The 13,977-nt window shown below is 68.3% G+C and carries 11 protein-coding genes; 2 read left to right on the top strand and 9 right to left on the bottom strand.

The window, feature by feature from the left end; translation table 11 throughout:
* Nucleotides 1-762: 762 nt before the first annotated feature.
* The 6 genes from istB to ACIBVP_RS21935 all read right to left on the bottom strand — a co-directional run bounded on the left by istB (nt 763) and on the right by ACIBVP_RS21935 (nt 9,143).
* Entirely contained in the window at nt 763-1,551 is a 789-nt protein-coding gene (istB, locus tag ACIBVP_RS21960; RefSeq protein ID WP_396108064.1) for an IS21-like element helper ATPase IstB, read from the bottom strand.
* A gap of 32 nt (nt 1,552-1,583) precedes the next feature.
* Entirely contained in the window at nt 1,584-2,939 is a 1,356-nt protein-coding gene (istA, locus tag ACIBVP_RS21955; protein WP_396108063.1) for an IS21 family transposase, read from the bottom strand.
* 208 nt (nt 2,940-3,147) lie between these two features.
* Complete coding sequence (locus tag ACIBVP_RS21950; RefSeq protein WP_396108062.1) at nt 3,148-3,585, bottom strand: hypothetical protein; 438 nt, start codon at nt 3,583-3,585, stop codon at nt 3,148-3,150.
* Nucleotides 3,582-5,774: an integrase gene (locus tag ACIBVP_RS21945; RefSeq protein WP_396108061.1), complete on the bottom strand. Its 2,193-nt coding sequence runs from the start codon at nt 5,772-5,774 to the stop codon at nt 3,582-3,584. The genes ACIBVP_RS21950 and ACIBVP_RS21945 overlap by 4 nt, the downstream gene beginning before the upstream one ends.
* Nucleotides 5,771-7,015 carry a hypothetical protein gene (locus tag ACIBVP_RS21940; RefSeq protein ID WP_396108060.1) on the bottom strand — a complete coding sequence of 415 codons (1,245 nt, stop codon included), beginning with the start codon at nt 7,013-7,015 and terminating at the stop codon, nt 5,771-5,773. The genes ACIBVP_RS21945 and ACIBVP_RS21940 overlap by 4 nt, the downstream gene beginning before the upstream one ends.
* A gap of 553 nt (nt 7,016-7,568) precedes the next feature.
* On the bottom strand, nt 7,569-9,143 hold the full coding sequence (locus ACIBVP_RS21935) for a hypothetical protein (protein ID WP_396108059.1): 1,575 nt from the start codon (nt 9,141-9,143) through the stop codon (nt 7,569-7,571).
* Between the two features lie 134 nt (nt 9,144-9,277).
* On the opposite strand from ACIBVP_RS21935, the gene ACIBVP_RS21930 reads away from it, so the two are divergent.
* Nucleotides 9,278-9,847: a hypothetical protein gene (locus tag ACIBVP_RS21930; RefSeq protein ID WP_396108058.1), complete on the top strand. Its 570-nt coding sequence runs from the start codon at nt 9,278-9,280 to the stop codon at nt 9,845-9,847.
* Between the two features lie 112 nt (nt 9,848-9,959).
* Nucleotides 9,960-11,117: an alkaline phosphatase family protein gene (locus ACIBVP_RS21925; RefSeq protein WP_396108057.1), complete on the top strand. Its 1,158-nt coding sequence runs from the start codon at nt 9,960-9,962 to the stop codon at nt 11,115-11,117.
* Nucleotides 11,118-11,140: 23 nt separating this feature from the next.
* On the opposite strand, the gene ACIBVP_RS21920 is transcribed toward ACIBVP_RS21925, so the two are convergent.
* The 3 genes from ACIBVP_RS21920 to cyaB all read right to left on the bottom strand — a co-directional run bounded on the left by ACIBVP_RS21920 (nt 11,141) and on the right by cyaB (nt 13,968).
* Nucleotides 11,141-11,947: a class I SAM-dependent methyltransferase gene (locus tag ACIBVP_RS21920; protein ID WP_396108056.1), complete on the bottom strand. Its 807-nt coding sequence runs from the start codon at nt 11,945-11,947 to the stop codon at nt 11,141-11,143.
* Nucleotides 11,944-13,251, bottom strand: coding sequence for a helix-turn-helix domain-containing protein (locus tag ACIBVP_RS21915; RefSeq protein ID WP_396108055.1), 1,308 nt, complete (start codon nt 13,249-13,251; stop codon nt 11,944-11,946). The genes ACIBVP_RS21920 and ACIBVP_RS21915 overlap by 4 nt, the downstream gene beginning before the upstream one ends.
* A 162-nt stretch (nt 13,252-13,413) precedes the next feature.
* Nucleotides 13,414-13,968, bottom strand: coding sequence for a class IV adenylate cyclase (cyaB, locus tag ACIBVP_RS21910; RefSeq protein ID WP_396108054.1), 555 nt, complete (start codon nt 13,966-13,968; stop codon nt 13,414-13,416).
* Nucleotides 13,969-13,977: the final 9 nt, after the last annotated feature.

Raw genomic sequence — 13,977 nt, 5'->3', positions numbered from 1 at the left:
CACGTCGCGGCCCAGGACGGGCGCTGACGGCGACGATTCAGTCGTCCACACCGAGGTTCCAGCTCGATCGCGGCCCCCTGTTCGCCTTCTTCGCCGCGCTCTACACCCTGGGCTCGGCGGGCGCCGCGCATCGACCCTGACCAAACGCGGCCACCCAGAAGCTGCGCGGCGCCGCCGCAGTGGCCCGCATCCGCGAGGTCGGCACGCTGCCCGCCGAGCCATCCGGCGAACCCACCCGGCCCGGGTCTGACCCGGCCGGGTCCCCAGTTGTGTGCTGACCCGTGAAAGTTGGGAAGACGGCCGGCAGCTGGTTGTCCGTCGAGAGCGGCGTGGCTGTTGGCGCTAAGCCAATCTCCCCGGATGTGCTAGATCAACTTCCCCAGGTGGTGGGTGGAGCTTAGCGGTTAGCGGCGGAAGGGGATCACGCCATCGGGTGCGGCGATGGGTGTGGTTGGTCGGGCGGCTTCGGGGGTGGTGAGCAGCGCGACGATGGTGACCGGTCCGCCGCAGTGTGGACAGTCGCGTTGGGTCACCGTCTGGGGCGGTGGCGACCCGGGTATTGGTGCGGTTGCTGGAATTTGGGGTTGGGGTTGTCCGGGGTGGACAGATCGTTCGACTTCGCGTCGGGCGGCGGCGGTGCGTTTGCAGGCCGGGGTGCAGTAGATCTTGTGGTGGGCTTGGCGACCGGTCGCGATGAAGGTTTCCCAGCAGATGGGGCAGGTTTTGGTGATCGCGTCGGACGCGTTGGTTGGGTTGGTGGGGTTAGGAGACATGCGCGTTGACCGCCTTGCGGAGGGTGTCGGAGGTGGTTTGGTGGGAGCGCAGCCGGTAGGAGGGTCCGTCGACGCCGACCACGGTGGCGCGGTGCAGGAGCCGGTCGAGCATGGCCGCGGCGACGGTGGCGTCGCCGAACGCGGTTGCCCAGTCAGCGATCCCGACGTTGGTGGTCAAGATCGTGCTGGACTTGAGGTAGCGCTGGTTGATCACCTGGAACAGTGCGGCGGCGCCGTCGCCGGGCAGGGGCAGGTAGCCGAGTTCGTCGATGACCAGGAGTTTGGGGCCGGCGAAGAACCGCATGCAGGTCTGCCAGCGGCCTTCGACGGCGGCCTTGTGGCACTTGGCGGCCAGGTCGGCGGCGGTGGTGAAGTAGACCCGGTTGCCGGCTTCGGCCGCGCCGCGCGCGAGCGCGGTGGCCAGCATGGTCTTGCCGACGCCGGGCGGGCCGACGAATAACACGTTGGACGCGTTTTCCAGGAAGCGCAGGGTGGCCAGGTCGCGGATGAGCTTCTCGTCGACCCCGGGTTGCGCGGCGAAGTCGAAGTCGTTCAAGGTCCACGGATCCGGCAGGCAGGCGAAGCGCAGCCGGGCGGCTAGGCGGCGTTCCTCGGTGGCGTTGACCTCGATTTCCAACAGCCGTTCCAGTGCGGCGGTCAACGACAGGTTCTCCTGGCGGGCCGCATCGAGGATGCGGGGCAACGCGTCGGCGGCGTTGTCCAGCTTGAGGTAGGAGAAATGCGCGCGGAGTTGTTGGTAGCGGCGGGCCTCACTCATCTGTGGCCCGGATCGGTTGGCAGACAACAGGTTCAGTCCTCCTTGGACTCATAGGTGGGTGCCCTGTCCAACCGGGCTGCGGTCGCGGCATAGGTGGACAGGTCGATCACGACGCGGGCCGCGGGCCCGGTCGCGGGAAGGCCGCGCAGCCGGGCTGCCTCGGCCAGCGCCGCCGCCGAGGGCGGACGGCGAGTCTTATGCGAGCACGGCCGCTGCGTGCTGAACGCGCCCAGTGCGGCTTGCTCCAGGGCCACCACATGCCCGTCATCGCGGACCACCCGCCCGGCGCCATCGGGGGCCCGATGGTGAACAGCGACGGTGGCGCCGCCGGCGGTGACGATCCGCAGCATCTCGGCGCCGAGCCGGTGCCGAACATGAACCTGGGCCCCGCCCAGCCCCGGCGGCACCGAATACCGGTTGCCGCGAAAGGAAACCAACGCCTGCGGGGTCACCGTCCGAACCAGATCGAACTCGGCCGGGAACGCCACCACCGGCGCCGGCCGCAACCGCTCAGCCTCGGCCAACACACCGACCGACGTGCGTTCGCCGTCGTGAACCCGGCGGCGATCGTCCATCTTGGCGGCCAGCTGGTCGACGCCGGCCTGCGCCTCGGCGAGGCTCGCCTCGTCATCCAGGGTGCGCCACCAACGCTGCGCGGCGGAATGGTTGGCCTTCTCCACCACACCCTTGCGGTTGCCCCGCCGCGGCGGGCAGACCACCGAGTGAACCCCGTAGTGCTTGGCCACCTGAGCAAACGCCGGCGTGATCCGGCCCGAGGACGGCAGACACACCGTGGCCATCCGGTCGAACCGCCAGACCTGGGTCACCCCACCCAGCCGGCGCACCACCGCATCCAGCGCCTCCACCAGATGCGGGAAGTCTTCGGCCTCAGCCAGAACACCGCGCCAGCGGCTCGAATGCGCCAGCGCACCCACCAGCAGATGCGCCTGCCGGCCAACACCCCAGGCCGCCGGAGGGTCCGGCAACTCCAGCCAATCCCACTGGGTCTCCTCACCCGGCGGATGGGCGATGATCGCCACATCCCGGCCCCGAACCACCTGACACGGCTCGCAATGCGGACGCAGTTGATGCGCGCGGACCGCCGCGGTCAACGACGGATAGGAACCGGTGAACCCTAACCCGACCAGCTCGTCGAACAACGTCGACGCCCACAAGTGCGGATCGTCGGCCAGCCGCAACCGGCAGTACTCCAGGAACGGCTCGATTACCGTCGGCTGGGTACGCTGCCGTCGTCCCGGTTCTCGCTGGCCGGATAAGTAGGCACGCACCGTCTTGCGATCCACACCTAGATGCCGGGCGATCGCCGAAATCGACCAGCCCTGCTGACGCAACGCGTGCGCCTGCACATCATCCTCCCAAGACAGCATCCGTCCTCCTGCGACGGTCCACGGTGATCAACACCGCGAACCCTCGCCCGGAAGATCACTAACCAGCGCAAACGACACGCTGGACAGGACACCAACCTGGGGAAGTTGATCTAGTAACAGTGAGGAAGATCAGCTAGCGCCAACATGGCTTCATGGTGCGCGGCAGGGGCGTGAGCAACTGGCCGACGTCCGTGCGGCGCTGATGGAATCATCTGTCCGCGTGAGGTGAGTGCGGTCGGAACCGGATCGGTACGACGGTCGGGAGGTGCTGCTCGCGAGCCTCGCGGAGTTGCTGGTTTTCCAGCGTGAGCACGTTGATCGCGCGGACCAGTGCCGGCACGTCCGCGCGGAGTTGCTCGAGCTCGGTGTTCTTGTTGGCGATCGTGTTCTTGAGCCGAGTGATGGTCTTGCGCAGCCGGTCTTCCACCTCAAACGTGCCGTGGCGTTCGCGGACGCGCGTGTAGAACTCGGCCTTGAGGTCGGTGTGCCGTTGGGTGAGCGCGTTGCGGGGGACGCCGGCCTCGTGGGCGAGTGCGACGATCGTCAGGGCGCCGTTGGAGTTCTCAGCCGTGCCGGCCAGAATGCGGTCAATCGCGGCACGGATACGGTCGCGTTCCTGGTCGCGTTCGTTGGGTGCAGGACTCATCCGGTAGTGCCCTCTAGCGTGGTTCGGGTCCGGTCGTGGGTGTCGGCGTAGCCCCGAAGCCGGTTGGCGTTGGTGCGCAGACGCTCGGCAACCGGATGGGGCGCGTGGCGTGCGCGTGTGTCGAGGAGGTCAGCGCGGTCACGGAGCTGGGCGGCGTGCTGGTCAGTGCGGACGATGTTGCCGCACCCGGGGACACAGTGGTCCAGGCTGGGAGTGTCTTTGACCGTGTCTTTGATCCCGTCGCGGTGGCAGAGTGCCTGTTCGCGTTTGTAGTGGCAGAGCAGGAAGGCGTGCGGGTTGTCGTAGATCATGGCGTCCTCGTTCGCCAGTAGACGCTGGGCGGTGCGGGTGGTGATCGCGGTGCCGGCGAAGCGTGGGGCGGTCGCGGCGGCCGTGATGGCGCGTCGGGCCGCGGGACCGGAGACACCGCCGCCGTTGTCCAGGTCGTCGTGTAGGTCGGCGACGGTGTCGGCGACCGCGCGGACGGTCTCCATGTCCAGCAGTTCATGGATGCCGCCGCGCCCGCGCGAGGCGTAGCCACCGGAGACGGCGGTGCGCAGGTGCCCGTACTGGATGGCCAGAGCCACTAGGCCGTTGGGGCGGCGAGCGATGTGCCAGGCCAGCGACCGGCGGAATCGGGCGGTGCCGATCCGGCCGTGCGGGTCGGCGGGAATCGCCTCGCCCGGCAGGTTGTGCGTGACGGCTTCCGCGTTCGCCCAGGCGACGAAGTCCTCGATCCGGTGCCGGATGGCCACCGGTTTCAGCGACCCCGTGCCGGGCCGGTGGTAGCGCACATCGTGAACGCGGCGGTCGAACAGCAGGCTCCCGTCGGGGACCATACGTTCCAGGACGCGGATCGCGTTGACCACGGGTGTGATCGCGACCCAGGGCACGTCGCGTTCGACACCGGCGGATTGGTGGTTGCCGTCCGCGTCGACGGCGTTCTTGTACTCGTGGGTGCGGATCAGGTGCCGTCCCATGTTCCCGTTGGCGTTCCGGGCGGCGTTGTTCCTGCCAGTGTTCTCGTTGGTGTTCTCGTCGGTGGTGGGTTCCGGGTTGGGGCAGCAACCGGTCCGCATACCCAGAACCTCACCGGTGCGCATCCCGGTCAAGTAGGCACAGACGATGAAGGCCGCGGTGCCCAGGTGCCGCATCAGCACGGGGGCCTCGGCGAAGTCCAACGCCTGCCGCCACGGCCCGTCGGCGATCCGGCCGGTGACTGGGATGTTCAGCGGGCACGGCCCTGGCCGCTGCGCGGCGACGGCGGCGAGACCGTGGCGCTGGTTCAGCTTGTCGATCTGGGAACGTGAGGCTCCGGTGATGCCGCTGAGGTAGGTCGTGGCGAGACAGACCTCGTCCCGGATCCGGCTGGCGGGCAACGGGGCTCCGGTGGCCAGTAGTGGCGCGAGGAACGCCTCCACCGCGGCCTTCCCGTGCGGTGTCCCGGTGGTGGTGCGGGCGGCCTCGGTCAACCGCCGTGTCTCGGCCCAGGCGGCGAGGATGTCCTCGGCCAGGTCGTCGATCATGCGCATCGCCCACACAAGGAGCGGGCCCATGGTCTGTTCGGCCAGCGGCTCGGTCTCGTTCTCCCCACCGGTGGTCGTAGCGGCGGGAAGGTAGTCATCGGCTCCGCGTTCGTCCCACGGAGGCCGCCCGATCCCAGCTGGCCGGGCGCTCAGCTGGTCGAACGCCCACAGCCGGGTCACCGCGCCCAACATCTTGTGCGTGTGATTGCGGTTGGTGTGGCCGCTCAGGAGGTGTTGCCCGTAGTCGTCCAAGACGCTGGTGGTGCAGTCGGCGAGACGCCGGATGCCGCAAGTCTTCAGCCAGATCGTCGGTCGTATCCAGGCCGAGATCGTCTCGTGTATCTGTGCGGCGCTGAGGCGGGAGCGCAGCCGGTTTCCGCGAGTCTGCAGGAACGTGGGCCGCAGCTGGCCGTTGATCATTGTCCAGGCTGCCAGTCGCAGTTCGTCGGTGAACGCCGCCGGGCAGTTGCGCCAGTGGATCACCTTCTTGCTAGTGCTGGGGTTGGCCGTCAGCGGGCCGAGCGGCCACGCGGAGTCGGCGTAGCGGGCGTTGAGGTGAGTGTGCATCGCCACGACGAACCGCGGCAGGACTACTGGAGTGCCGGGTTCGGGCAGCGGCAGGAGATAACGGTCAGCATCGACATCCGGGGCGGCGGCGGTCACGTGTCGAGGTCTCCGGTCAGCATGAGGTCGATCAGTTCCCGGTCAGTGTCGGTGACCTGGTCTTTCGCTCGGGTCCACACGGTGGCGCCGAGCCTGATCTTCAGGTTGTCCAGGCGGGCGTGGGTCTCGCCCCAGTCCGCCTCCCACACCGTCGGGGCCAGCACGGAACGCAGGTTGCCCACCGCGTGATGCAAGTGGGCGAGCCGAGGATGGTGGCCGGGATGGATCCGGGCGTTCACGCAGCCCAGGCACATCAGGAACGACGCCCCGCAACGACCGCCAGAACGACCACCAGATCCACCGCCCGGTGCCGGGTAGGGGCTGTGCTCGATGTCGGCGCAGTCCGCGGTCGCGGTCTCCACGTCGCCGGGGTCAGGCGCGTCCCGGAGCTCAGCCACCAGCACCGCTCGACGCGCATGCTCGGTCGCCCCTTCCGCACCGGCCGCGATGATCGCGACAGCCTCGGCCTGGACTCGCTTGTCGACCAGCACGTAGTGCCGGTCGTGCGTGTCCTGGCTGTTCTGGCCCGGCTCGCGGCGGTCGAGCGCGTTCACCGTCTGCCGTCCCCGCTGAAACGGCGACCCGCGCAACCCCACCGCGCGTGCCCACCGTGCACCGGCGTCGCGATGAACCCCGAAGTGGAACGGACCGACCGGTGGCTGCCGGTCACCGTCGGCGCGTTCCCGGCCGGCGACGTGCGTGCGCCAGACGACCAGCAGGTCGATGTCCGGGGCGCGGTCCGCGACGATAGCGCGAGCAAACCGGGTAGCCGCCAGGGCCCGTGTGATCAGCCTGCCCGGGGAGGCGGCACCGTCATCGGTGACGTTGCGGGTCTCGTAGAAGCGGCCCGCGCCGCGGCGCGGTTTCTCGATTGGAATGCGGTACGTCGGTCGGCCATCCTCGCCCGGGTCGGGCAACGCCCGGGGTATCGCGGCCCGGTCGATCACCGAGAGGTTCCAGCCGAACTCGGCCAGCAGTAGGATCCCGAGCGCGGTGGCCTCCATGCTGGACAGAAACAGCCGCTGCCATGTCACCGCCGCAGCCATGCCCCCGAACGCCTTCCGGTACTTGTAGACGATGCCCTGCCCGCCTCGCGCGCGGTGGCCGGGGTGGCGGATGAGGTCGCCAGTACGGGCGAGGACGTCCAAGGCTTCACCGAGCACCCAGGCGCGGCTGCCCTCGGGGAACGCGCCCGCCTGCCAGCGGTGCAGGTGGGCGGCGTTGTGCTCGATCCGCAGCAACGCCGCACGAACATCCGCCGAGCGGCGAGCTTGATCCGGTCGAACTCGGCCTCGCTGTAAGACTGGATCCCACTGCGGGGTCGCGGGGCGCGCCTCGCCAGCGTGTCCGCGACCGGCCCGGTCTGCAGCCGGGGGTCACCGCGCAGCAGGCTCGTGACCGCAGTGAACGTGGTGTAGCCACCCGCGGTCGCCAGCGCACGTTCCCGCCAGCGTTCGATCAGGCTGGCGCTCAGCTCGTCCACGTCACGCGGTGGCCGCACCTGCTGGGACAGGAAGATCGTGAACGTCTGAAGCTGCCGCCAGTACATTGTGGAGGTGGCGTGCACGGTCCAATGGTGCGGTGTGCAGCGGGCCGCGAACAGCGCGGCCAGCGAGCGCTGCATCGGCTCGGCGACCGGCAACGAAGTGAAGTCGTACTCCTGGACCCGGCCAGCGCTGTTGTAGTGGTGCACGACCAGGCCATCCGGCGCGACATACTCCGGGCGGGCATGGCCGGCCGACGGCAAGGACGCCCTGCGCCCACGAGGACTTACGCGAGGACTCACGCTGTGACTCACGCGATCCCGCCGGACGCGGGCCGCAGGCGATCGTCGAGGTCCTGGATGCCTTCCGATTCCCGCGCGATGCGCGCGAACACCGCGTCCAGCTCGGGCATCGGCGCCGCCACCGGCCCGGCAGACTCAGTCGCGCCGGCCAGCATCGACCGCAGCTGCAGGTCCGCCACCGGAGCCAGATACCGATCCACAGTGGTCTCCCGCGACGCGTGGCCCAACAGACACTGCACCATGAACCACGGATCCCCATACAGTAGGCGGAAATCCCGCCGCTCCTCCGGACTCAACCCGTACTTCAGATCCATCAAGGTGTTCAACACCACCAACATGAACAGCGCGAACGAATGCCGCGCCGAGTGCGGCGTCGCGTACGGAGCGAACACCTGATGCGGATCGAAGCCCCTCCGGTTCGACGGGGTCAGCACCCGCTCGCAGCGCCGGTTCGCGGCGGTGAACACCCCCTCCCACGAGTGCACCTGGAACGGCATCCCTTGCTCGTTGAGCCACAACCACAACGGCTCCAACCCCCGCGGCCCCTCCACGAACAGGACCATCCGCTCCCGCACCGTCAGATCATCCAACCCCCGCTCACCAGCCACGCCGTCCGCGTCACGCCAACGCACCACCGGGTTACGGCCCCGGGTCACCTCGGTAACCACCCGCCTGCCCGGCAACCGGTCGTAACGCCCCTTCCGCTGTGCCTGGCGGACGACCCACGCCCGCGAGGACTCCACATACGCCTCGATCCCCCCGACCGCGTCAGCGGCGACGTAGAACGTGCGCGGCTTCTTCGACCGCGTCACCTCGGCAGCGACCTTGCCGCGGTAGTAGCGGGCACCGTCCACCTGCCGCGCCGGCACCTCGAACGTCAGCAGCGACCCGCCCTCCGCCCGCCGCAGCCCCGAGGTCACCAGCAGCCGCACGAACGCCACGTTGCGGTCCTCCAACCGCCCCACCCAACCCGGTTCCGGAACCCCGTCACGAGTGTGGCCGCGCAGCCCAACTTCGATCCACCGCCGCCACGTCCGCGGCGTCAACCAGTGCACATTGCTCGGCCGCGCGTCCTTCGCCCTGGCCGCCGGCACCGTCAACACCGCACCCTCACGACCCACCACCTGCTTCATCGCCAGCGGACTGCGCCGCACATGAAGGTTGTTAGCCGCCCACCGATACAAGCTGGCGAACGCCGCCGGCTCGCGATCCCACTTCGAGCCCCCGACCCGCGCCGGATTCCGCTCCGCGAACCGGCGCCAGTGCTCGTAATCCTCCACATCCCGCTCCGTCGCCGCAGTCCACACCCGACTGCGGCCGGACAGAAACGTGAGAAACAAGCTGATGTCCGTGGCGTAGTTCCTCCGCGTCTCCGTCGTGTACTCGCGGAATCTCTTCGACTGCCCGTACAAACTCAACAGCGAGTCAACGCAATGGTCCGGCGACAAGAAGATCGGATCTCCCATTCGCACCCCCGCCTCGTCCTCCCGCGCCGCCAGATCCGCCCAGCCCGCCAGTACCCGTCGTCGTACCCCGCCTCGTACCGCATCCTGCGGCACCCAGAACACCCGCCAGCCCGCCACGCCACCGTCCCTCCCGAAGTGGATCAACACACACATTCAATAGGGAACTGCGCTGGCGCGGCCAGAGTCGCAGCGTTGCCTTCACCTACACCGACGGCCGCCTGGTCTCCGACTCACTCCACCTGTGCGGCTTCGTGCACCTCCTCGGCGAGCACGAGGGCGAACTCGACGGCCCGATCACCCCCGACGGCCTCGTCACGCTCCACTGGGACCGCGATCAAGCCGTCGCCCTCGCCGCACTGCGCGGTGTGCTCGACCAGCCGCGCGTCACCGCCTGGTCCGGGACCACCCTCGCCAGCAACGAGTCCCACGACGGACTCTGGCTCCGCCTAACCGTGACCGACCAGCGCGTATGCCGGCTCAAGGTCCACGCCGACGTCCCACCCGAGGTGTGCGACCCGGTACCGGGGTGGTGGCGCATGGCGCTGGTCGACGGTGACACGCTGGTCTACCTCACCTCCCGCCGCCTCGAAACCAGCGACGAGGTGCGCTGGGAGCTGGGCGCGATCGGCCACGGCCCGGCCGCCGCCGAGCTGACCGAGTACCTGTGCGACGAGATCCGGTCCTGGGCGCCCGAACGGGACCAGCACAAGCCGACGCTTACCGTCTACCCGGCCCACACCCCAGACAGCGAGCTGGCTGGCCCCGCCATCGACAAGACCCACAGCCGGTTCGTCCTCACCTACGACGACCTGGCCAGGTGACCTCATCCGCCATCTCGGGCACCGATCAAGCCCACCGTGCGGCGCTGAAGGTCGATACCGTGCCGTTGGCTCTAAGTCCGTCGCCGATTGGGCTCCCGTTAGGTTGTAGATCATGAGTTTTCTGGTGCCCAGCTGTCGAGAGGGCACGCTGGCCGACGTCGTTCCGTCGTTACTCGCGGGGCTGGATGTCCCGGACATGACGAACGTGTTGGGCCTTCCCCGCGCGTCCAGGGTTTGTCTGCTCCTCGTGGACGGCTTGGGATGGCAACTCCTGCGGTCGCATGAATCCGAGGCGCCGTTTCTGGCCTCGTTGGTGGTCGGTCGTGAACCGATCACGGCAGGCTTTCCGGCGACGACGGCAGCCAGCATCGCTGCGTTGGGCACCGGATTGTCCTCCGGAGAGCACGGGCTGGTCGGCTACACCTTCGCGGTCGGGGACGATGAACTGATCAACGCGTTGGGGTGGCACCGGCATGGCGACGACCGGACGGTGGATCTTCGCGCACGGCTCGTTCCCGAGCGGCTTCAGCCACGCCGGACGGTCTTCGAACAGGCCGCAGACGCAGGCATTGCCGTGCAGCTGGTGGCGCCTCGCGACCATGACGGAAGCGGCCTCACCCGTGCCGTGCTCCGCGGCGGGCAGTTCCGCGGGGTCCGCGCGCTCGGCGATCTCACCAGCCACGTCCTCGACACGCTCCGCAGCGAGGAACGGAGCTTCTGCTACGCCTACCACGCTGATCTCGACCTGCTCGGACACCACTATGGACCGGGCAGCGAGCCGTGGCGTTACCAACTGGCCTATGTGGACCGGCTCGCCGCCACGATCGCCGCGGGGCTTCCGAAGGACGGCATGCTCGTGGTCACCGCCGACCACGGCATGGTCGCCGTCGGCGAGGAGGACCGCGTGGACTTCGACACCGAGCCCGCACTGCGCGACGGTGTTCGGATGCTCGGCGGGGAAGCCCGTGCCCGACACATCTACACCACGCCAGGCGCGACCGAGGACGTGTGGCACGCCTGGCGCGAGGTGCTCGGGGATCGCGCACTGGTGCTGCGCCGCGACGAGGCCATCGCGGCCGGGTGGTTCGGCCCACGGGTCGCTGACGATGTCCGCCCGCGCATCGGCGACGTTGTCGTTGCCGCGCAGGGAACTCTTGCCGTGGTCCGCTCCACTGTGGAGCAAAGGTCGAGCTGCTACGCCGGACACCACGGCTCCCTCACCATCGAGGAGCAACTCGTTCCACTTCTCGTAGCCGCAAACACGAACTAGCCCCACCGAACGCTATATGGCCGCTATTTCGTTGTGTGGCAGAGAAGAATGCCGCCTCGGCAACTGATGCGAAAGGCGCCGTCTCGATCGATCATGTCGTCCAGCAGCCGCCGGGCGCGATCCAGAGTGGTGTCGAACGGAACACCAGCGGCGTCGGCCCACGCACGGTAGGAGGCCAGATGAGCGATCACGGGCTCTGGTTCGCGCACAGTGATTGTGCCCGGCAGTTCCAGCACCCGAATGTCTGCGAAGTAGGGCCGAAGCATGTCCGGAGCGTCGTCGAGAGCGAAGCGACTGCTCAGCGAGATACGTCGTGGTCCCCGTTCGACGCCGAGGACGTCGGCCGCCGCGGCTGCCCACAGGTCGTCGAGTTCGGTCTTGTCGTCACGGGCATTGGTCGACGCGATGAACACGCCACCGGGCGCGAGCACGCGCACTGCTTGCTCGAGAGCAGCATGCACGTCCTCGACGTGGTAGAGCATGTGCATGGCCAGCACGGCGACAGCCGAGTGATCGGCGACCGGCAGGCTGGCAGCGTTCGCCACGATCACCGGCGCCCCCACATTCGCGAGGATGCCTGCCGAGATGTCCAGGCCGATGACGGTGAGGTTCGGGCGTTGTGCGCGCAGTCGCGTCACGTACTTGCCATTCCCACAGCCGATATCGAGCACGACGCCGTGCCTGGCTGCGAGGTGATCGAGCACCAGGCCCGGCATGTCGTAGCTGGGTTGCTGCCAGCGGTACAGCGACTGGCGAGCCGCGAGGTGACGGTCGTCGCGGTAGGCGCTCTCGGCGAGCACGCTGTGGCTCGTGGTGTCGGGACCGCTCACGCTGGCTCCATCGTCGGTGCGGGCGGCAGCGCCGGGGGCGGTGCGCAGAACGACGCGATCTCGGTGCGGATTTGCTTGCCTTGCGGTGAGCGCGCGTAGCGAGACTGGGTGAGGTCCTCGCCGATGCCGGCGACACGTTTGACGATGCTGGCCGTCCGCCGAACCTGGGGAACGGCGAGCACGACGTTCAACTGGTCGGCGAGGCCGTCGAGATCGTCGCGCATGAGGTAGGCGCGGCCCAGGTCGAGTCGAGCCGCAAGCATGTCGCCGGTCGACCGGTCCGCCGGCGCGGCGGCCTCATAGAGCTGCAGCGCATACGACGACTCCTGCGCGGCTCGCGTGGTGGTGTCACGGTCGCCCAACGTCAGCAGGGTGGTCCCGGCATACACCGCTTGCTTGGCCGCTGGGAAGGTGAACACGCCCGCGTCGTCGTCATGGTCACCGACGGCAGCGCGGGCGTGTGCGGCGCGTTCGAGTGCGCCAAGCGCGCCGCGCTTGTCGCCACGTCCCGCCCATGCGCGCGCTTCCAGGCTCGGCAGGCGAGCCGCGATCGAGCCGCGCGAGCAATGGCGTGCACCGTCCTGAGCGAACTCGACGGCGTCGGCCAGTTGGCCGTCCCAGTAAGCAATAAGGCTTTGCAAGCCACGGACCCATGCGCGCATTCCGTTGTGCCCAGCCAACTCCGCGCACAAGAACGCGGTATGCGCATGCGTGTGTGCAGCGCTGTAGTGGCCGAGATCGAGGCAAATGTGAGCTTGCAACCCACCCAATCGACTTGCCGCCAGGTACAGCTCACGCATTTGGTCAGGGAACCTGTTGCACTCCACCAGGTTGACAACCTCGCCGCGGAGCTCACGAATATCCACGAAGAGTTCCGACAGCGGTTTGGAGACGTAGTCTGCGGCGAAACGACCGATCTCCACACTGATCTGCTCCAGGGCCGAACTGCTGACGCTCGCCGCGATGATTTGGCGGGCAAACCGCGCCGCGTCACGGGCGTCATCCACGACCACAGCGCGATCAAACCGCCGATTCGCCTCCAGCCTGGTGGGCACATGCGTCGGAAGTGCGATACCGGTAGCGGGGGCGAGCAACTCGTCCAACCGCTCGAGGGAGACGTCGAGCGCTTCGGCGATGCGTCGTCGGCGCCACGGCTGTGGTGTCAACGTGCCGCGTTCCCACCGGCCGACCGTGGACAGCTCCACACCCAGGCGAATCGCGAAGCTCTCCTGGGTGAATCCCAGAGCTTCGCGCCGCGCAGCGAGGGCATCCCGTCGGTTCGCCATCAGCACCACCCCGATCATGGACACCCCACCTTAGCCAGTCGCTATTAGTGCTGGTTACTGGCGTGAAGAGGTCACCCATTCGGGTCAGTCAGGTGTTCTGCGCGCGAGCCGTCTGGTCCTCGTTGGCAGGGTGCCAACCGCCCCGATGGTCTGGCCGTCGCGGGCGGTTGGCATCGGTGGTCAGTGCTCGCGGCCCAGGAGCATGTGTGGGTAGCCGCGGTTGACCGGTTCGCCGAGCGTGATCCCGAGCGAGGCGATGAAGGAGTCCAGCCGGGCGGTGGCGTCCTCGACGTTCTCCGCGTCGCCCTTGAACTCGAACTCCACGAAGTCGCCGGCATCCACCACGTGATCGAAGACGACCTCGACCTCGGGGAGCTTCCACTCCTCGCGGGTCTTGTCCACGGTGACCATCGGCTTGAAGTCCAAGGCTTCCAGCAGCTTGCGGACGGCCTCGATGTCGTCGACCTTGGACTCGTACTCGTCGGCGTGGGTCTTGACGAGGGCCTCGACGGGATGCCAGCGCTTGAAGTTGATCGAGCTACCGCGGTCCTCGGTGCGCAGGCGCAGCCAGTCGGAGATCACGGTCGGGGCGAGGAAGTCGCGGTGCGGGGCATTGTAGTAGGCGTCGACCTGCCGGGTTGGCTCGCTTGGCTTCGCGCCGAGCTCGTCGAGCTTGGCCTTGAGCGCGGCAGGGTCGGGCAGGGCGAACTTCTTCTCGACCTCGGTGTACTGCACCTGTTGTTC

The organism is Actinophytocola sp. NPDC049390, assembly GCF_044466355.1.
Taxonomy (GTDB): Bacteria; Actinomycetota; Actinomycetes; order Mycobacteriales; family Pseudonocardiaceae; genus Actinophytocola.
The sequence above is the reverse complement of the archived record's forward strand: the minus strand, read 5'-3'. Positions and strand labels throughout refer to the sequence as shown.

Bases quoted from the DNA above. Each gene is read 5' to 3' on its own strand.
- istB (WP_396108064.1), bottom strand. From the start codon at position 1,551: ATGAGTGAGGCCCGCCGCTACCAACAACTCCGCGCGCATTTCTCCTAC.
- istA (WP_396108063.1), bottom strand. From the start codon at position 2,939: ATGCTGTCTTGGGAGGATGATGTGCAGGCGCACGCGTTGCGTCAGCAG.
- ACIBVP_RS21950 (WP_396108062.1), bottom strand. From the start codon at position 3,585: ATGAGTCCTGCACCCAACGAACGCGACCAGGAACGCGACCGTATCCGT.
- ACIBVP_RS21925 (WP_396108057.1), top strand. From the start codon at position 9,960: ATGAGTTTTCTGGTGCCCAGCTGTCGAGAGGGCACGCTGGCCGACGTC.
- ACIBVP_RS21915 (WP_396108055.1), bottom strand. From the start codon at position 13,251: ATGATCGGGGTGGTGCTGATGGCGAACCGACGGGATGCCCTCGCTGCG.